Here is an 18,111-nt window from a genome sequence, read left to right as displayed (position 1 = left end):
TTTTTTCTGCTGTATTGCTATTTTCTATATTAGATCAGCATAGACGAAAATCTCAAAATGCTCTCCTTTATACTTTACAAAAATCATTCCCCCAAATATAATAGTCTTTGAAAATTCAGAAATTTCAATCACTTTAAGAGGAGTTCAGGGATATGGAAATCAGTATTATGCTGGCAAAGGAAATTGCAAAATTATTTCTTATCATGTTTATGGGATATGCAGAAAAATCTGCTATTTGCCTTTACAGCTGCCATTGGTATTCATATTCTTTTTCTTGTCGCAAATATCCCATTGCGTGGTGCATTACATCTGAATGCGATCGAGCAGGCAAATATCATTTACTCAAATGCCGGAATTCTGATTTTTTCTCTGGTTCAGGCACTGCAGGGACAGGACTATATTATTTATTCCAGTGCCTTCATGACTGTTCAGCTGGCTAACCTGGTTCCTGATTCCAAAGCCATCCTGCTGACTGTATATCTTGCGACCGTTACCCCGGCCTGCGCCACTGTTACTTCCATGGCGCAGTTATATGACAAAGATGCTGCCTATTCCAGTTCTTTATATGTTCTTACCACCTTGCTGTCTATTATCACCATGCCAATCATGGTGGGTTTGTTTAGGTCTTTTATTGGTTAAATAAGTGCAGAGATCAGAACATGCCTGACCTCTGCACTTATAATAAAATATTCTTCTGCCAATTTAAGTATCTTTTCAGCTGTTTCGATCTGCTCTGCGGTTCACAGCCTTCGATGCTATATAAAATGTATCATAATCACTTGCATGTCGAATTTCTTCTGCCTTTACAATTTTCCTTCCTCTAAGTCATGTGGAAAAATTCCAGGCTTAACACAATTTGCAACATTCAAACGATACTTCACTACATCCATTTTCTCCATATCAATAGAATCAGGCTGCTTCATACAAAACAACCCCTTCCTTCTGTACATTAGAGTAAAATGGATAAGAAAGACACCCAATGATAAAAATGCTGCTTATTTTTCACTACCGGCATTATCCATATATTATATTGTACATTATACTCAAATCCCACTTCAGCCAAAGCATCTGAATAGGCATCCATCTCTTCCGCAGAAAGGTCCACTAAAATCATAATATCTATATCCGATTCCGATGTATAATCTCCCCTGGCATAAGATCCATATAAAATTACACTCTCAATTATACCGTATATCTTTTGTACTTCTGATAAATATTGAATCAATAAAGTATGAATACATCTTGGCATATAATCCATTCCTCCTTTCACTACAATTTAAGTATAAAACATGTACATGTTTTTCGCAGCGAAAAAAAATTCTCAATTATATTGTGGTACAAACTTCAGAAACGGTATACTATTACTCCCAATAACGAATCACCGTCTATTCCGGTACCATTCCGTATATACCCGGTTTAATGTAAATGACATGATAGCAAGCACATTTGCCCGAATGGTATCGTCCGGCCAGGTGGCATAGATTTCACTGCTTGCCACATTTTTTATATAGTCTCTGTACCGAACATAATAATTGGACGCTGATGGATCATTGGCTGGCCCGTCATGAACCACAACGTATTCCGGAATTACCACTTTATTAGCGGCGCGATCTCACCGGATTCCTCTATTGGCTTTACTTCTGCCTCTTCAATCTTAGGCGGATAATCCCCGAACAATGTATGAGGGGGAATCACAATTCTCTGATAAGAATCTGTTATACTCCGTGCTGCCAGAAGAACCGGCTGTTTTGCCAGTACTTTTGGCAGCACTTCTGTTCCGGCCACCTCTTCATTTTTATATCCTTCTGCTTCCACCTGCACCGTATATTCTGCATATGGCTGCTTTTCCTGATCAGCACTCATACTGTATTCCAAAGGCGGAGACTTTAATTCCAGTATCGGTGTCTGACCGGATTCGTCTGTGCGTACCTCTTCAATAAAGCTGTCCGGATCACCGGTATAGGATATTCTGACTAACGCATTTTCTACCGGATGATTGTCTGCCCCTGATCTTATTGTTACCTGTAGCTTTCCCCTGTCTATATTTTCTTCCATGGCATGGATTTCTGAAACTGACCCCATATCATCCCTCAAAAAATGCTTTTCAGATTAGCATATGAACCAAGGCAGGATCTTGTTCCTGTTTTCTAACTATTTTTCCGTTTTAAAAATATCCTACTTCAACAAGCTGTTTTAGTTATAATATACAATTATTTTTGTTTTATTTTGTGAGAATTGCAGAAATATATGTTTTATTTTTTTAATTTGTTGACAATATTCTGTATATTATGCTATCATACCCGTGAATTCATTAACAGGAGGAAAACGCAATGAAAAAGATTAATTTGGATGAGATCCAGGTAAACGCAAAAGAGGCAGCTGCTGATCAGCTGGACGAAGTCAACGGCGGATGCCGTGTGCATGTTCGTTTCATTTGCAATGGAAGAGAATTGGCTTCCTTAGATGCTTATGCCGGTGGAAAATACGGTTACTGCCAGTGTTCCCGTCGGGTCGCTGGAGCTACAGCTCCACTTGCAGTCTACAATCAGGTCATCCGGAGTTCAAACCCGTACTTTTACTATGGAATACAAAGTAAAAACTCCAATAACAATGCAATATTACCCGAGGCTGCATACTACCAGAAATATGGTAAATGGCCAAGTTAATTTATCACAATTCAAAGAGAGCCGGATACACGTCCGGCTCTCATTTTTCTGTTGCATAAATAATTTGGAAGGATACCATCATGAAACATTTTAAACCAATATTACAAAATGATAAGGCAGACTGTGGACCAGCCTGTCTGCTTAGCATTTTCAGGTATTACGGTCTAAAAATATCCATAAGCGAATTAAAAGATATTTGCGGTACAGACCGGGAAGGCACCTCTGCTTCCGGTCTTATCCGTGGTCTTACCCATTACCGTTACCAGTACCGTGCCCTGGACATGACTCCAGACGGACTGACACCTGATCTTCCCTACCCAGCCATTGCACATATGATCACCGATGAAGGACTTCTCCATTATGTAGTGGTACTAAAAGTAAAAAAAGACAGCATAAAGCTGTGTGATCCTGCAAAGGGAATCCTTACCTGTAAAAAGGATCATTTTCTAAAAAACTGGACAGGTTTTCTTCTTCTGACTGCTCCTTCCGATGATTCTGTGACAGGTAATCATGAAAAAAACAATCTGTTAAGCTTTTGCCGCCTGATCCTGGCTCAGAAAAGTTCCATATTTCTGATTATTTTCCTGTCTGTGATCTGCACAGGCATCGGTGTAATAACCTCATATTATTATCAGACGATTATGGACAAGATCGTACCTTCTGCGTCTTTTTCCTATCTGACGCAGGTTTCCCTGGGCATTATTATTCTCTATTTGGCTCAGATTCTTTTAAGTGTTATCCGTAGTATTATCATGATCAAATACGAACAGCGACTGGATACCCAACTGACTCTCGGATATTATTTCCATACACTGCTTCTTCCCATGCGTTTTTACACCATGCGGGATACAGGAGATATCATATCCAGGTTCAGTGACATTGGAAGTGTACAAAGCCTGATTTCGGAAGCAACCGTAGGTGTTTTTTTAGATGCATTTATGGCAATTGCCGGTGCAGTGATCCTGTGCAGGTATAATCCCCAAATGTTTCTGGTGGCCTTCATTATGATGGCTGTGTATGCTCTGATCGTTTTTCTGTATACAGGACCATTAATGAAAATGAATCGTCAGATCCTGGACGCCAATGCAAAGGTCACCTCACGCTTTATCGAAAGTGTAAACGGCATGGAAACCATAAAATCCTTTAATAATGAAAAACGGCATTTTGACAAAGTAAGCGGTATGTACAAGGATCTTCTGAAAAAAAATTTCCATATCGGAATGATCTCACTTAGTGAAAGCACCCTGATCTCTACCATTTCTTCCCTTGGAGGTGTTGCCATCCTGTGGGTAGGCACAGCAGGCGTACTAAAGGGAAATCTTTCCATTGGTGAACTGATCACCTTTAATGCCCTGTTAGGATATTTTATCGGGCCGGTTACAAATCTGATCAATCTGCAGCCTACCATTCAGGCTGCCGTTGTATCCGTAAACCGTATTGGAGAAGTTCTGGATTACAGATGTGAATACGATGCAGAAAAGCCGGCGCATGTACAGCCACTGCCTGATTTTAAACGGATCCGCGTTCAGGATCTTACTTTCTCTTACGGTACAAGGAAGCCCGTTCTGAAAAATGTATCACTAACCATAACACAGGGACAAAAAATCGGTTTTGTCGGAAATTCCGGATCAGGAAAAACGACTCTGACAAAGCTTCTGGTAGGTCTTTTTCAGGCATCAGATCAAACAATTTTCTACAATGATGTTGATATGAACACCATTTATAAACCGGAACTGCGTAAAAAGATTCTGTATCTTTCCCAGGATGTTTTCCTGCAAAATGGTTCTCTTCGCGAAAATCTGCTAAACGGTCGTGAGGATATTGAAGAAAGTGATTTCAACCACATCTGCGAATTATGCGGCATACAGGATATGGCTGATTCTCTGCCTCTTGGCTTTGAAACCCTGATTGAGGAAAACGGAAAAAATCTTTCTGGCGGTCAGAAACAACGCATTTCCATTGCCCGGGCACTTCTTGGAAAACCACAGGTACTGATCATGGATGAAGCCACAAGCAGCCTGGACAATATTTCAGAAAAGATGATCGGACGTGCCCTGTCAGAATGTGCCAATCATATGACATTGATCCAGATTGCTCACAGGCTGACCACAGTAAAAAACTGTGACCGGATCTATGTATTTGATAATGGTTCTCTGGTGGAAGAAGGCACGCATGTCCAGCTTCTGCAAAACAAAAATTATTATTACAGGCTGTGGAATGAAGTACAGGATCATTCATATACGCAGCCGGACCTACTTGGAGGATTCGATGAAAACATATAAAGCTATTATTTATACAGCCCTGAATGAGAAAATCCTTTATCTGCCTGCTGTCAATTATTACTTTGGTCTGCGCCCTGATTGCGCAATGGCAGATTGTGAATATCAATGGACATGGAAAGAACTGGATTGCTTTTTGAAGAAAGAATCTCCAGAAGAATACTCAGTTTTTTCAAGAACATCCATAGAAAAACGCATTGGAAATCTGACTCACTATTCAGAACCAGAAATCAGAAATGAACTGGAGCTTGGACAGTTTACCTTGTGTTTTCATCCATCCAGAAAATGCAACCTGAACTGTAAATACTGCTTTGGACACTCTGATTATCTGGACAACCAGGAATTGAGCTTTGATACCATAAAAAAAGCAATTGATTATATGCTTTACGAATATGCTCCCTACGGCTGCAAATATATTTTTGATTTCAGCGGCTCCGGAGAGCCTTTGCTGAAGTTCGATTTAATTCGTCAGGTAACAGAATACTGTAAAGAAAAGAGACAGGAAATCGGAAAAGCCATCGAAATCATGTTCTGCTCCAATCTCACATTGATGACTCGGGAAATGGCTGATTATTTTGAAAATGAATCCATGATTCTTCTTGGAACAAGCCTTGATGGCGGACAGGAAACCAATGACAATAACCGGATATACAAAAATGGGAAAGGCACTTTCCAGGATGTAAAAAAGAGTCTGGAATTGTTCCAAAACAAAAAATTCGGCATTGCTTCCACTATCACCCCTTTAAACCAGAAGGTGGATGAAATCTTTGATGAACTTTATCAGCTTCCAAATGTAGACTGTATCAGCATGCGCTATATCCGGGAATATTCCGGATCTGCCTACGATTTCGATCACTTTGATATAGATGAGCTTTTGCTGCATTACGAGAAACTGTGCGAAAATGTATTGTTCCAGTTAAAGCAGGGGAATTTTGACTATCTGATAAAGCTGATCAATGGTGCTGATGTTTTCGGCATCCTGATCTCGCAAAATCTGCGGAAAGGCGGCAGCGCTCCTTTCCGCTGTGAAATGGGTAAAAACCGTATTATCTGCGGTCCTGACGGAAAATTCTATTCATGCAGCGTTATGATGGGTTCAAAAGATTTCTGTATCGGAAGCCTGACGGAAGGCGTACGTCCGGATTTGGTAAAAAAATACTGGGAACGTCCGAAAGACAAAATCCCAGCATGTAAAGCCTGTGATTTTCACCAGGCCTGTGGAGGCGAATGCTACGCCAATTCCTATCTTCAGTATGGCAATATGTATACCACCAATTCCAAAAGCTGCCAACTGAACATACGGCTGAACAAACTCAGTTACGCCTTTCTGGAGCATCTGAAACGAACACAGCCAGAAAACTACCAAAAATTCGTAGAATACTCTTTTCGGGTATCCAATTATACAACTACAAATACCGCTTTGTGGGCACTGGTAAAATGGTCAACCGTCCTTGGCAAACCACTATCCTATGAAGAGTTGATCAAAGATATCAATCCTGTAGAATCCACTACAGAAGGAAACCTGGTTCTTCAGAAAATGAGACAGCGCATTCCTTCTGCTGAATCCTACCAAATGGATCTTTCTGTTACAGCAGAAGACTTTCCTATCCCTGGAATATCTGTTCATAAAAGAGATAAGAAAGCCGGCGGTATAGAATATCTGCTTGTATATGGAATAAAAAACAAACATGTAATATTTGAAGGAATGGGTACCCGTGGCATCCAGGAAATGCCTTTAAAACAATATCTGACCAACATATCAGATATTATCCTTCTTTAAAAAATCTTCAGAATATCATTATACATCACTACTACCATCAAAAGCATAAGGAGCATCAGCCCGGCAAAATGAACCATCCCTTCCACCTGGCGGTTCACTGGCTTTCTCCGCACTGCTTCAATCACCAGGAAGATAAGCCTCCCTCCATCCAGTGCAGGGATGGGGAGCAGGTTCATAACCCCCAGGTTTGCAGAAAGAAAGATTGCCATATAGATCATGTTGACCCATACTGCAAGTATTCCTTCTTTTTTGCTTTGTTCATAGGTGGTGCCAATAGCATCCACCACACCTACTGGTCCGCTCAGATCCTTGATCCCCAGGTGTCCGGTGATCAGCTCTTTCAGGCTCATAATGGTAGAGCGGATCAGATATTTTACTTCATAGGCACTGTATTTCAATACAGCCATCCCTTTTGTCTTCTGATAACCTGCATTATAGGAAAATCCAAGATCCGGTGTACGGTATTCCCTTGGCGTAATGGTGGCATCATATTCCAGTCCATTTCGCTCATAAGTGATCTGTACAGGCTCGTTGGAAAGCGGGTGCTCATCAATATATGCCTGGTATTCGTTTCCCCGTCTGCCACTTTAACCCCGTTAATGGATGTGATCACATCCCCTGCCTGAAGACCTGCTTCCTCCAAAGGCATTCCCTGGATCAGGGATTCCACCTCCATAGAGGAAGCATCGCTTCTGTTAAAGCCAAGCAGATACCTGACAGATACATCCGGCTTAAAGGCCAGATCGATCTCCTGCCCGTCACGATCTACCGTCATGTGTACGGTCTTATCTTCCTGTGCAGGATTAAAATACGTATACAGGTACAGATCCCTGGATAGATCAATGGTATATCCTTCATATTCCGTGATCACATCCCCGGTCTGAAGACCTGCCTTTTCTGCTGAAGATCCAGTCTTTACATCCAGTACCTCTGCAGGGTCATATCCTGCCAGGGAAACCATGATCACTGAGAGTACAAATGCCAAAATAAAATTGAAAACAGGACCTGCTGCCACTACTGCGATCCGTCCCCAGACAGATGCCGCATTGAAAGTGCCAGGCCGGTCATCCTCCATATCCTCCCCAAGCATGGCACAGGATCCGCCAAGAGGAAGCAGCTTCAGGGAATACCTGGTACCTCCCTTTACCGTACTTACAAGCCTTGGCCCCATTCCCAGGGAAAACTCTGTAACTACGATCCCGTTTTTCTTTGCCAGCAGGAAATGTCCCAACTCATGAAACAATACAATTGCGCTGAAAATAATGATTGCCAGAATGATCTTCAATCTACCACCTGCTTTCAATCCACTGATAGGTTTCTTTTTCCACAGCCAGGATCTGATCCAGATCCGGATGCCGGATCACTTTATGTCTTCCCATAGACTGCCCGATAATCTGATAAATATCCAGAAAACGGATCTTTTCCTGAAGAAACAGCTTCACTGCCAGCTCATTGGCTGCATTAAAGACAGTAGGCATGCTGCCTCCAGCCTGTGCTGCCTGGATCGCCATAGGAAGTCCCAGGAACGTATCCATATCTGGTTCTTCAAAGGTGATCTGCCTGAGTTTATGGAAGTCAAGGCGTTCCCCATCCAGATAACGTCTCTCAGGATAATACAGAGCATACTGGATGGGCAGGCGCATATCCGGTGTCCCAAGCTGTGCCATCACTGCCCCATCTTTAAATTCAACCATGGAATGGATAATACTCTGAGGCTGTACCACCACCTGAATATGATCAAGATCCATATCAAACAGCCATCTTGCTTCCATTACCTCAAGTCCTTTATTCACCAGGGTTGCTGAATCTACTGTGATCTTCTGTCCCATAACCCAGTTAGGGTGTTTTAATGTATCTGCCACAGTCACCTGCTGCAGATCTTCCCGTTTCCTTCCTCTGAAAGGTCCGCCGGAGGCTGTGATCAGAAGCTTATGGATCTCTTTTTTGTTTTCTCCATGAATAGCCTGAAAAATAGCACTGTGCTCACTGTCTACCGGCAGGATCTGTACTCCCTTTTCTTTTGCAAGGGGCATGATCAGATGCCCGGCTGTTACCAGGGTCTCTTTATTGGCAAGCGCAATGTCTTTCCCTGCACAGATGGCTTCCATGGTAGGACGGATCCCGATCATCCCTACCACAGCTGTCACAAGTATATCTGTCTCATCCATCCTTGCCAGCTGAAGCAGGCCGTCCATACCCGAAACCACTTCTACAGGCAGATCTGCGATCCGTATCTGCAGATCTTTTGCAGCCTGTTCATCCCATACAGCTACCAGCCTGGGATGGAACTCCCGTACCTGTTCTTCCAGCTTAAGGATATTTCTCCCTGCGCTGATACCAAGAACCTGTATATCTTTATTTGCCCGGACCACATCCAATGTCTGGGTGCCAATAGATCCGGTGGATCCTAAAATTGCTATTTTTTTCATAAAAAGCGCATCCTCTCTTCCTATATGGATCAGCCCAGGATCAGGGTTGCCAGGTAATAGATCACCGGTGCTGTAATGATCACACTGTCAAAACGGTCAAGGATTCCTCCATGTCCCGGGATCAGTTTGCCGTAATCCTTGATCCCCTGATTTCTCTTGATGGCAGAAGCAGCCAGATCGCCTACCATGGAGATCAGCGCTCCAACCGCACAGATCAGGGCATATTCAGCCACTTTACCACCGGTGGCTGCTGCATATAATGCACCCAGAAGTGCAGCTCCTGCCACACCTCCCACAGCTCCTTCCACCGATTTCTTAGGACTTAGTACAGGAGCCATCTTGTGCTTGCCGATGAGCATACCTGTACAGTAAGCGCAGGTATCACATCCCCAGGAGCATAAGAAGATCAGCCATACAATATATTTGCCATCTGCAAGATTACGGGTAAGGTAAATAAAAGAAAGCATAACCGCAACATAGACGATCCCGAAAAAGGCTTCCATTACTTCTCCTGCATGAAATCTTGGATATGTAAATACATATACAAAAAGCAGAAGGATCAATGCCAGGATCAGACCCATCATGCCATATTTCCCATAGTCTGCTGCCATGGCAATATAATATATCACAGCCCCCACATAGCCTGTGATCTCAAGAAGCGTAAACTTCTCTTTGTGAACCTGCATGGCCTTATATAATTCCTGCATACCGATCAGGGAAATCCCGAGAAGGGTAAAAAACAGGATATAACTGCCGCTCATGATCGTAAGAAGAGCAACTGCTACCAGCAGGATCCCGCTTATAAGTCTTGTTTTAAACATGCTGTTCCTCCTTCACCCCACCGTATCTTCTGTCTCTTTGATTATATTTCTCAATGGCTCTGATTAATTCTTCTTTATCAAAATCCGGCCATGGAACTTCTGTAAAATAAAACTCTGTATAGGCCAGCTGCCATAAGAGAAAATTGGACAGGCGCAGTTCTCCGCTTGTGCGGATCAGAAGATCCGGATCTGGTACTCCGGCAGTATCCAGATATCCCTCTATTGTTTCCTCTGTGATCTGTGCCGGAATCAGCTTCCCTTCTGCCGCATCCTGTGCCATTCTTCGCATACCTCTGGTAATCTCATCCCTGCTGCCATAATTCAGTGCGATCTGGAAATACAGTTCATCATAATCCTTGGATACTTCTTCCAGGTAGTGGATCCTCTCCAGGATCACTTCATCAAATACAGAGGTATCTCCTATGATCTTCACCCGCATTTTATTTCTTTCTGCAATTTTCACACACTTTTTCAGATAGCTTCTGAAAAGCTTCATCAGCGCTTCAACCTCATCCCTGGAACGCTTCCAGTTCTCTGTGGAAAACGCATATACTGTCAGATATTTGATTCCTAAGTCTTTTACATCATCACAAATGGTTTCCAGGTTTCTTCTATTTGGCGCAGCCTTTTACATGCCCGTAAGTTCTTGGCATGCCCTTTGCTTTTCGCCCATCTGCCATTCCCATCCAGAATGATCGCAACATGATTGGGTACCTTCATATTCTCTCCTTCTTTTAAGACTGCACAAAAGGACTGCCGCAAACAGACAATGCCTTATTTGCAGCAGTCCTCCCATATATAGTGCTTATACTGTCATAATTTCTTTGGATTTCTTATCAACTGCAGCATCTACATCCTTGATATACTTATCTGTCAGTTTCTGGACTTTCTCTTCAAGTTCCTTTACTTCATCTTCAGAAACATCTTCTTTTTTCAGTTTCTTGAAGGCATCATTGGCATCCCTGCGGATATTGCGGACAGCAACCTTGGCTGCTTCCCCTTTCTTCTTAACATCCTTTACAAGCTCTTTACGACGGTCCTCTGTAAGTTCCGGGAAAAGAAGACGGATCACCTTGCCGTCATTACTTGGATTCAGGCCCAGATCAGAGCACAGAATGGCTTTCTCGATCTTCTTGATCAGACTGTTCTCCCATGGCTGGATCTGGATCAAACGTGCTTCAGGAACTGTAATATTAGCTACCTGCTGAAGGGGGGTAGGTGTTCCATAGTAATCTACTGTCAGCTTATCAAGGATATGCGGATTAGCGCGTCCTGCACGGATCGTTGTAAGCTCTGTCTCAAAACCACTCAGGGTCTTTTTCATTTTGTCCTCATATTTCTGAATTCTCTCATCCATTGTTCAATCTCCCTCTCCTGTTATTCTCTATTTTCTACACGGTTACTTTTGTACCGGAGAATTTACCATGAACAGTATTCACAATGCTGTTCTCTTCCTCAAGGCCAAATACCAGCATAGGCATCTTCTGCTCCAGACACATGATGGATGCAGTAAGATCCATAGCTGCCAGCTTCTTGTCAACCACTTCCTGTATGGAAATCTCATCATACTTCACTGCAGCCGGATTCACCTTAGGATCACTGTCATAAATACCATCTACTGCTTTTGCAAGAAGGATAGCATCTGCGCTGATCTCCACTGCACGAAGCACAGTGGCTGTATCTGTAGAAAAATAAGGATGACCTGTACCACCGGCAAAAAATACTACCTTGCCCTGTGCAAAGCTCTCCTCTACGCTGTCCTTGGAATACAGTCTGGTAAATGCACCACAGGTAAATGGCGTATAAATCTCTGTAGAAAGGCCTACATATCTGCAGATATCGGATACATAAATACAGTTCATGATCGTAGCAAGCATACCGATCTGGTCTGCCTTGCTGCGCTCCATGGCACCGCTGGTACGTCCCCGCCAGAAATTGCCGCCTCCGATCACGATCCCTACCTGAAGGCCTTCAGATACGATCTGATGGATCTGCTTCGCAACTCCGATCACTGTAGTCTCGTCAAAGCCTGTCTTCTTAGGGCCTGCCAGTGCCTCACCACTTAATTTTAATAGTACTCTTTTCATTTCCATTGTAAAATCCTGCCTTTGCTTCGATTATTCTCTGGTTAATGCTCACTTTGCTCTTCGTAACCTGTTCCTGCCAAACTGCAGTATTTGTTACCATACACCTGCAACGATCTCATTACCGCTCTCGTCCACAGTAGTAGAAACTGTAAAAGATGGATAATAATGGTAGCCTGTCTCTCCGGTCTCAGGCTCATTCTGATAGTCACTGCCCTGGGGCTCCCCACATGCTGCGATCAGACTGTCCAGGGACTGCCCGATATACTGCTCTGCCACGCTGGCACTATTATCCGAAGGATCTGTATTATTAGGATCCGGGGTAGGTGTAGGAGCTGTGGTAGCGGATGGTGCTGCGGTCACTCCAGGAGTAGGTGTGACATCTGTATCATTGTCACTGCCATCTGTACTCTGTCCATCATCATCGATCAGACCCAGACGCTTCTTAACCTCTGTAAGTGTGGAGGTTTCCTTCTTGCTGCTGCCAGTCTGGTAAGTAGCATAGGGAATAGAAGAATCTCCTGAACCATCCATCTTCAAAGTGATCTGGCTGATATTCTGAAGCGGGATCTTTCTGAAGAAGCACTCGCTCTTATTCTCATCTGTGTAAGAAATACGGATGTCATAGCTGGAAACAGTATTGCCGGATGCATCCTTGGCATTCTTCTCAAAGTAGTACAGTGCCTTATCCCCGTCCTTCAAGGTAAACATGCCGTTCACAAGATCATCGCCCCAGTCATCATCCTCGTCGGAATTAGGACGGATATAGATCCTGGCAACTTCAGAACCTGTCTTATTGATCACAACCACCTTGGAAGATGTGCTTGTCTTCTCTCCCATAATATTGGTAATATCTTCATCCGTGCTCTTCTCCATATCCACCAGTCCGGTGTCACTGCCGGAAGAGCTGTCTTTCTTCTGGTCATCTGATGCAGGCGCTACTGTTACCTGCGTCTCAGACTGCTTCCCATCATCTTTGCTCTTTTTTCCACATCCACATCCTGCTGCAGCTGCCACACAGACAAGCAGCCCTGCCAGGATCAGATAACGTTTTTTCATAATATATATTCCTCCCGAAAATTGGATCATAAACAATAAAGATCTGGACATAAATCGTAACTGTTCTGTATCCTCACAGTTACAAATCCAGTAAAAATACTATTTTATTATTACAGAGTATCCCCATCTTGTCAACCAACCCCGGCAGGATTTCATACAATTTTTAGACTTTTTGTTTCTATAATGGGATAAGTGCTTTCCACTGAATCCCCCTGTTAAAACCCTGTCTTCATACGGTTCTTCCGCATATTTTTCCTAAGGAGTCCTGCTTCATGTCTGCCCTTTTCCGCCTCTGTACAGATCTTAAGCCCCGGGTACCTGCATAGGATGCTCGTTTTCGTCCATTGCCACCATGACAAAAAATGCACGGTTCACAGAATAGCGCATGGGCCATTTGATCTTTCCACATACGTATCGATCTCCACTTCCATAGAGGTATTGCCTACACAGGTAACATATCCGATCAGTACCAAAAGCTCTCCCTCATAGGTTGCTTCTTTAAACTGAAGATTATCAATGGCAGCTGTGGTCACACGGTTGGTGCCTGCATGACGCATGGCTACCACACTGGCCACCTCATCTGCCCACTGCATCAGCATTCCTCCAAACAGACGGCCGCCTGCATTTAAGTGCTGATGCATGATCAGATGTACCTGTTCTGTCCTTGAATCTGCCACAGTACGAACCAGACGTTCTTTATCCTGGATTCGTCCTTTATCCTGGATTTGTCCTTTATCCTGGATTTGATTTTTCTCCATGAATCCTGCTTTCATCATGCTGCCTCCATCAGTACAGATTCTTTACCTTAAAGTCTCGTTCAGCCTCTCGTCTCTGGTCTTTCTTTGCAATATCCTGACGTTTGTCATACAGTTTCTTTCCTCTTGCCATTCCGATCTCCACCTTCACCAGACTGTTCTTAAAATACACTTTTAATGGCACAAGTGTCAGACCTTTCTCCTTCAGCTTTCCTTCGATCTTGTTGATCTCGTATCTGTGCAGAAGAAGCTTCCTTACACGAAGAGGATCTTTATTGAAAATATTCCCCTTTTCATAAGGACTGATATTCATACCATATATGAACATCTCCCCTCTCTCTGACCGAACATAGGATTCTTTAATACTGCATTTCCCCATTCGGAGAGATTTTACCTCTGTGCCAGCTAGTGCGATCCCGGCTTCATAGGTATCTTCTATAAAATAATCATGAAAGGCTTTTTTATTATTTGCGATCAGTTTGATCCCAGGTTTCTTCGCCATTGACTCTCTCCCTTTCTTTGCTTTTCTTCTACTTTTATGGGTGGACCACTGTAAAATCCACGGTCTTCAGAAATGTATCCGCATCTGCTACCCGGACCTTTACCTTCTGGCCAAGCCTGTATACCTTCCTGGGTCTATGTCCCCCCGCAGTTCATAGGTTTCTTTGTCAAAGGTATAATAATCATCCCGCAATGTATTTACATGTACAAGTCCTTCTACTGTATTAGGAAGCTCCACATAAAAGCCCCAGCCTGTAACACCGGAAATGATCCCTTCGTATTCTTCACCCAGATGATAGGACATGTATTCTGCCTTCTTCAGCTTGTCAGACTCCCGTTCTGCCTCATCTGCCCTGCGCTCACAGGCACTGGACTGCTGTGCCACATCCTCCAGGATCTCCTGATAATGTTCCGTCCGTCCTTCCCGGATCAGGCGTCCCCTTAAATTATCTTTAATGATCCTGTGGATCTGAAGATCCGGATACCTGCGGATAGGTGAAGTGAAATGACAGTAGTACTTTGCTGCCAATCCAAAATGACTGCTGCACTGGGTAGTATACCTGGCCTGCTTCATGGTGCGGAGAGTAAGACGGCTGATCTGCGGTTCATTCTCCAGCCCCTGGATCTGCTCCAGGATCTGCTGGATCTCCTTGGTGCGATCTCCTGGCCCATCTTCTGTACAGCCACTCCCTGATTACGCAAAAGGGTCAGCAGACTTTCCACCTTTTCAGGATCCGGATTATCGTGGGTCCTGTAAACAAATGGCTTTCCTTCTTTACAGTATTCTTCTGCCACAGTCTCATTAGCCATCAGCATAAAGTCTTCAATGATCCTGGTGGCAACATTAGCCTCATAAGGCTTTACATCAATAGCCCTTCCTGCTGCATTCAGGATGATCTTGCTTTCAGGAAAATCAAAATCAATGGAACCTCTGTGATGTCTGCTTTCACGGATGATTGCTGAAAGTTCTTTCATAAGAAAAAACATGGGAATCAGCGGGGCATATCTTTCTTTTGCCTGTGGGATCCGTATCCTCCAGGATATTCTTAACATCTGTGTAACACATCCGCTCGTCCACACGAATCACCGTCTCTGCGATCTGGTAGGACTCTGCTTTCCTGATGAATCAATATCCATCAGACAAGAAAGCGTAAGACGGTCCTGTCCCTGGTTCAGGGGAACAGATCCCATTGGAAAGCCGTACTGGAAGCATAGGCACTACACGGTCTGCAAGATAAACACTGGTACCCCTTTTCAAGGCTTCACGGTCCAATGCACTGCCTCCCTGCACATAATTGCTGACATCTGCAATATGTACTCCCAAGTGGTAGATATCTCCTTCTTTTGTCAGGGAAATGGCATCATCCAGATCCTTTGCATCCTCGCCATCAATGGTAACCGTCTAAGATGGGTCAGATCCAGCCTGCCATCCCTGTCTGCATCCAGCACATGATCCGGTACACGTTCTGCCTGTCGCAGTACCTTATCTGGAAATTCACTGGGGATCCCAAAGCTTTTCACAATAGCCAGAATGTCTGTCCCTGGTGCTTTCATACTTCCCAGATCCTCGATCACCTTGCCTTCCGGGCTTTCGTTCTTAGTACCGTAATCTGTGATCTGAACAACCACCTTATCTCCATCCCGGACGCCCTTGGAATCCTTCTTGGGAATAAAGATATCTTTGGAAAATCTGGGATTATCACTGAGAACAAAGCCATAATCCCGGTTATTCTGATACGTACCTACAATCTGGGTGGTACCACGCTCCAGGATCTTCACAACAGCGCCTTCCCTGCGTTTTCCTTCCTCCGGCTCCCTGGTCACAACTACCACTACCCGGTCCTGGTGCATAGCTGTTCCTGGATTCTCCTCCTGGGATAAAAATATCCTCTTCCAGTTCTTCTGTTTCTACAAAGCCAAAGCCTTTGCTATGCCCGATAAATGTCCCTTCATACCTGGGCATATCAACAAGATCTGCCTGGAAATGATTTTCTGTCTGTCTTTTTTTAACCCAGGTTTTTTCTTTTCCGCCGTTCCATTCTTTTACAGCCTTTAAATCTTTTTTCCTGCTCTTATTTTTTTTCTTTTTACCGGATACTTTGGAATATCTGCCTTTTTTGTCCTGCTGTGCCTTGCCCTCCTGCTCCAATTCTCATCCAGCACCTGCCACAATTCTCTTTTTTCTTCCTTCGACAGGCCAAGCAAAGAGGCCATTTCCCGCAGCCGCATAGGCTTGTAGACAGGATCCCCCATTAATTCCAGTATGAATTTTTTCCTTTTGTCTGTATTATTTCTTCCGCTCAAAATATCTCCTTTGATAAAAAAAGGCTGTTGTAATATGCAACAGCCTTTCCCATTTACTAACTTATACACAATGTCCACAGCATAAAGCTGTAAAACCTGCGGCTTGTCCTGTCACTGGAATATGCTTAGAAATTCAGGTTCAGAACTACAGCAAGCACAAAGAACAGAACTCCCATCAGGGTAGTAGCTTTAACAAGGCCACCTTCCATGGTACGTCCCTTATTCTTTCCCCAGTAGGTATCTGCTGCTCCTGCAATTGCGCCCAGTCCCTGAGACTTTCCTTCCTGCATCAGGACTACTACGGTAAGGGCAATACAATCTATAGCAAAAATAACTGTCAATATCGTTCTTAAAATCTCCACTCTGTTACACCTCCTAATCAACTGTTCTTCATTGTATCATAGGTAAAGTGGGATTTCAACTGTTTTTCCAAAATGTTTTATTAATGTTTTGTTAAAATTAATAAAAAACATAAAAGCAGATCAAGAAAACGGATTCTGATAGATTGCCAGTCCACCCAGATGCTCATGGATACGAAGAAGCTGATTGTATTTGGCATTCCGCTCGGATCTGCAGGGTGCTCCTGTTTTGATCTGCCCTGCTCCTGTTGCCACTGCCAGATCAGCAATAAAAGGATCCTCCGTTTCCCCGGAACGGTGGGATATGATAGAACGATATCCTGCACGATGAGCCATTTCCACAGCATCCAGGGCTTCTGTTACCGTTCCGATCTGGTTCACCTTGATCAGAATCGCATTAGCAGCATCCAGACGGATCCCACAGCCAAGTCTTTTGATATTGGTAACAAAAAGATCGTCTCCTACCAGCTGAAGATGGCTTCCCAAAACCTTAGTCATATTCTTCCAGCCTTCCCAGTCATCCTCATGAAGTCCATCCTCTAGAGACACAATAGGAAAATCCTGAGCAAGCGTCTGATAATAATGGATCATCTCTCCACTGTCCCGTAATACTTCTTCCCCTGTCATCTGACTTTCGCCAGGGAAAACATAAACTCCTCTTTCTTCATCATACAACTCACTGGCAGCTGCATCAATTGCGATTCCGATCTCTTTGCCCGGCTGATAACCACTTTTTTCAACAGCCTCCATGATCAGCTCCAGAACCTGTCTGGAATCCTTCACATCCGGTGCAAAACCGCCTTCGTCGCCCACTCCGGTATTCATATTTCTCTGCCTGAGGATACATTTCAGATGCTGATATATTTCTGCACTCATCCGCAATGCTTCCGGAAAGCAGTCTGTCCCAAGGGGCATGATCATAAATTCCTGCAGATCCACCGTATTGTCTGCGTGACAGCCCCCATTCAGGATATTCATCATAGGCACAGGCAGCCGGCTGGCATGACAGCCTCCCAGATATTGATAAAGGGGAATCCGCATGGCCATTGCACTTGCCCTTGCTACTGCCATGGA

General features: G+C 43.8%; 19 protein-coding genes and 2 pseudogenes. 4 read left to right on the top strand and 17 right to left on the bottom strand.

The window, feature by feature from the left end:
• Positions 1–216 precede the first annotated feature (216 nt).
• Positions 217–639, top strand: a complete 423-nt coding sequence (locus tag R1Y93_RS00690; RefSeq protein WP_500821249.1) for a hypothetical protein — start codon at positions 217–219, stop codon at positions 637–639.
• Between the two features lie 310 nt (positions 640–949).
• Here R1Y93_RS00690 and R1Y93_RS00685 read toward each other — a convergent pair whose 3' ends face one another.
• The 3 genes from R1Y93_RS00685 to R1Y93_RS00675 all read right to left on the bottom strand — a co-directional run bounded on the left by R1Y93_RS00685 (position 950) and on the right by R1Y93_RS00675 (position 2,082).
• Positions 950–1,249, bottom strand: coding sequence for a nucleotidyltransferase domain-containing protein (locus R1Y93_RS00685; RefSeq protein ID WP_500821248.1), 300 nt, complete (start codon positions 1,247–1,249; stop codon positions 950–952).
• Between the two features lie 129 nt (positions 1,250–1,378).
• Positions 1,379–1,573: a hypothetical protein gene (locus tag R1Y93_RS00680; RefSeq protein WP_500821247.1), complete on the bottom strand. Its 195-nt coding sequence runs from the start codon at positions 1,571–1,573 to the stop codon at positions 1,379–1,381.
• A gap of 14 nt (positions 1,574–1,587) precedes the next feature.
• Positions 1,588–2,082: a carboxypeptidase-like regulatory domain-containing protein gene (locus tag R1Y93_RS00675; protein ID WP_500821246.1), complete on the bottom strand. Its 495-nt coding sequence runs from the start codon at positions 2,080–2,082 to the stop codon at positions 1,588–1,590.
• 248 nt (positions 2,083–2,330) lie between these two features.
• Between R1Y93_RS00675 and R1Y93_RS00670 the strand changes: the two genes are divergently transcribed.
• The 3 genes from R1Y93_RS00670 (at position 2,331) to R1Y93_RS00660 (ending at position 6,725) form a co-directional block, all read left to right on the top strand.
• Entirely contained in the window at positions 2,331–2,666 is a 336-nt protein-coding gene (locus R1Y93_RS00670; RefSeq protein WP_500821245.1) for a hypothetical protein, read from the top strand.
• Positions 2,667–2,746: 80 nt separating this feature from the next.
• Entirely contained in the window at positions 2,747–4,948 is a 2,202-nt protein-coding gene (locus R1Y93_RS00665) for a peptidase domain-containing ABC transporter (RefSeq protein WP_500821244.1), read from the top strand.
• Entirely contained in the window at positions 4,935–6,725 is a 1,791-nt protein-coding gene (locus tag R1Y93_RS00660; protein ID WP_500821243.1) for a radical SAM protein, read from the top strand. The genes R1Y93_RS00665 and R1Y93_RS00660 overlap by 14 nt, the downstream gene beginning before the upstream one ends.
• Here R1Y93_RS00660 and R1Y93_RS00655 read toward each other — a convergent pair.
• From R1Y93_RS00655 to eno, 14 genes and pseudogenes are all read right to left on the bottom strand, one after another.
• Positions 6,722–7,132: a site-2 protease family protein gene (locus tag R1Y93_RS00655; RefSeq protein ID WP_500821242.1), complete on the bottom strand. Its 411-nt coding sequence runs from the start codon at positions 7,130–7,132 to the stop codon at positions 6,722–6,724. The two genes, R1Y93_RS00660 and R1Y93_RS00655, sit on opposite strands and share 4 nt — an antisense overlap.
• Positions 7,120–8,010: an RIP metalloprotease RseP gene (gene rseP, locus R1Y93_RS00650; protein WP_500821241.1), complete on the bottom strand. Its 891-nt coding sequence runs from the start codon at positions 8,008–8,010 to the stop codon at positions 7,120–7,122. The genes R1Y93_RS00655 and rseP overlap by 13 nt, the downstream gene beginning before the upstream one ends.
• Position 8,011: 1 nt before the next feature.
• The gene (gene dxr / locus R1Y93_RS00645; RefSeq protein WP_500821240.1) at positions 8,012–9,154 is read right to left on the bottom strand and encodes a 1-deoxy-D-xylulose-5-phosphate reductoisomerase; all 1,143 of its coding nucleotides are present in this window, start codon (positions 9,152–9,154) and stop codon (positions 8,012–8,014) included.
• Between the two features lie 29 nt (positions 9,155–9,183).
• Positions 9,184–9,975: a phosphatidate cytidylyltransferase gene (locus R1Y93_RS00640; protein WP_500821239.1), complete on the bottom strand. Its 792-nt coding sequence runs from the start codon at positions 9,973–9,975 to the stop codon at positions 9,184–9,186.
• Positions 9,968–10,695: pseudogene (uppS, locus tag R1Y93_RS00635) on the bottom strand (polyprenyl diphosphate synthase). The gene R1Y93_RS00640 and the pseudogene uppS overlap by 8 nt, the downstream one beginning before the upstream one ends.
• Positions 10,696–10,780: 85 nt before the next feature.
• Positions 10,781–11,332 (bottom strand): ribosome recycling factor, encoded by a 552-nt coding sequence (gene frr, locus R1Y93_RS00630; RefSeq protein WP_158420175.1) that lies wholly within the window; start codon positions 11,330–11,332, stop codon positions 10,781–10,783.
• Positions 11,333–11,366: 34 nt separating this feature from the next.
• The gene (gene pyrH, locus R1Y93_RS00625) at positions 11,367–12,062 is read right to left on the bottom strand and encodes a UMP kinase (RefSeq protein ID WP_500821250.1); all 696 of its coding nucleotides are present in this window, start codon (positions 12,060–12,062) and stop codon (positions 11,367–11,369) included.
• Between the two features lie 93 nt (positions 12,063–12,155).
• Entirely contained in the window at positions 12,156–13,118 is a 963-nt protein-coding gene (locus tag R1Y93_RS00620; RefSeq protein ID WP_500821238.1) for a hypothetical protein, read from the bottom strand.
• A 371-nt stretch (positions 13,119–13,489) separates the two neighbouring features.
• Entirely contained in the window at positions 13,490–13,876 is a 387-nt protein-coding gene (locus R1Y93_RS00615; RefSeq protein WP_500821237.1) for an acyl-CoA thioesterase, read from the bottom strand.
• Positions 13,877–13,904: 28 nt separating this feature from the next.
• The gene (smpB, locus tag R1Y93_RS00610; protein ID WP_158420171.1) at positions 13,905–14,375 is read right to left on the bottom strand and encodes an SsrA-binding protein SmpB; all 471 of its coding nucleotides are present in this window, start codon (positions 14,373–14,375) and stop codon (positions 13,905–13,907) included.
• Positions 14,376–14,409: 34 nt separating this feature from the next.
• Positions 14,410–16,322: pseudogene (rnr, locus tag R1Y93_RS00605) on the bottom strand (ribonuclease R); the annotation flags it as partial.
• Positions 16,323–16,426: 104 nt separating this feature from the next.
• A complete protein-coding gene (locus tag R1Y93_RS00600; RefSeq protein ID WP_500821251.1) occupies positions 16,427–16,678 on the bottom strand; it encodes a hypothetical protein in 252 nt (83 codons plus the stop codon).
• Between the two features lie 125 nt (positions 16,679–16,803).
• Positions 16,804–17,040, bottom strand: a complete 237-nt coding sequence (gene secG / locus R1Y93_RS00595; RefSeq protein WP_500821236.1) for a preprotein translocase subunit SecG — start codon at positions 17,038–17,040, stop codon at positions 16,804–16,806.
• 120 nt (positions 17,041–17,160) lie between these two features.
• A partial coding sequence (gene eno, locus R1Y93_RS00590) for a phosphopyruvate hydratase (protein WP_500821235.1) occupies positions 17,161–18,111 on the bottom strand: 951 nt, incomplete at its 5' end.

The organism is Blautia sp. HA3515 (assembly GCF_059933065.1).
Note: the sequence above shows the minus strand (reverse complement) of the source record. Positions and strands in the feature narration are given on the sequence as shown.

Excerpts from the sequence above, each read along its gene's own strand:
- R1Y93_RS00640 (WP_500821239.1), bottom strand. The coding sequence starts at position 9,975 with ATGTTTAAAACAAGACTTATAAGCGGGATCCTGCTGGTAGCAGTTGCT.
- R1Y93_RS00655 (WP_500821242.1), bottom strand. The coding sequence starts at position 7,132 with ATGGCTGTATTGAAATACAGTGCCTATGAAGTAAAATATCTGATCCGC.
- R1Y93_RS00620 (WP_500821238.1), bottom strand. The coding sequence starts at position 13,118 with ATGAAAAAACGTTATCTGATCCTGGCAGGGCTGCTTGTCTGTGTGGCA.
- R1Y93_RS00690 (WP_500821249.1), top strand. The coding sequence starts at position 217 with ATGCAGAAAAATCTGCTATTTGCCTTTACAGCTGCCATTGGTATTCAT.
- R1Y93_RS00670 (WP_500821245.1), top strand. The coding sequence starts at position 2,331 with ATGAAAAAGATTAATTTGGATGAGATCCAGGTAAACGCAAAAGAGGCA.
- pyrH (WP_500821250.1), bottom strand. The coding sequence starts at position 12,062 with ATGAAAAGAGTACTATTAAAATTAAGTGGTGAGGCACTGGCAGGCCCT.
- frr (WP_158420175.1), bottom strand. The coding sequence starts at position 11,332 with ATGGATGAGAGAATTCAGAAATATGAGGACAAAATGAAAAAGACCCTG.
- R1Y93_RS00660 (WP_500821243.1), top strand. The coding sequence starts at position 4,935 with ATGAAAACATATAAAGCTATTATTTATACAGCCCTGAATGAGAAAATC.
- dxr (WP_500821240.1), bottom strand. The coding sequence starts at position 9,154 with ATGAAAAAAATAGCAATTTTAGGATCCACCGGATCTATTGGCACCCAG.
- R1Y93_RS00615 (WP_500821237.1), bottom strand. The coding sequence starts at position 13,876 with ATGGAGAAAAATCAAATCCAGGATAAAGGACAAATCCAGGATAAAGGA.
- R1Y93_RS00665 (WP_500821244.1), top strand. The coding sequence starts at position 2,747 with ATGAAACATTTTAAACCAATATTACAAAATGATAAGGCAGACTGTGGA.
- R1Y93_RS00685 (WP_500821248.1), bottom strand. The coding sequence starts at position 1,249 with ATGCCAAGATGTATTCATACTTTATTGATTCAATATTTATCAGAAGTA.
- R1Y93_RS00675 (WP_500821246.1), bottom strand. The coding sequence starts at position 2,082 with ATGGGGTCAGTTTCAGAAATCCATGCCATGGAAGAAAATATAGACAGG.
- smpB (WP_158420171.1), bottom strand. The coding sequence starts at position 14,375 with ATGGCGAAGAAACCTGGGATCAAACTGATCGCAAATAATAAAAAAGCC.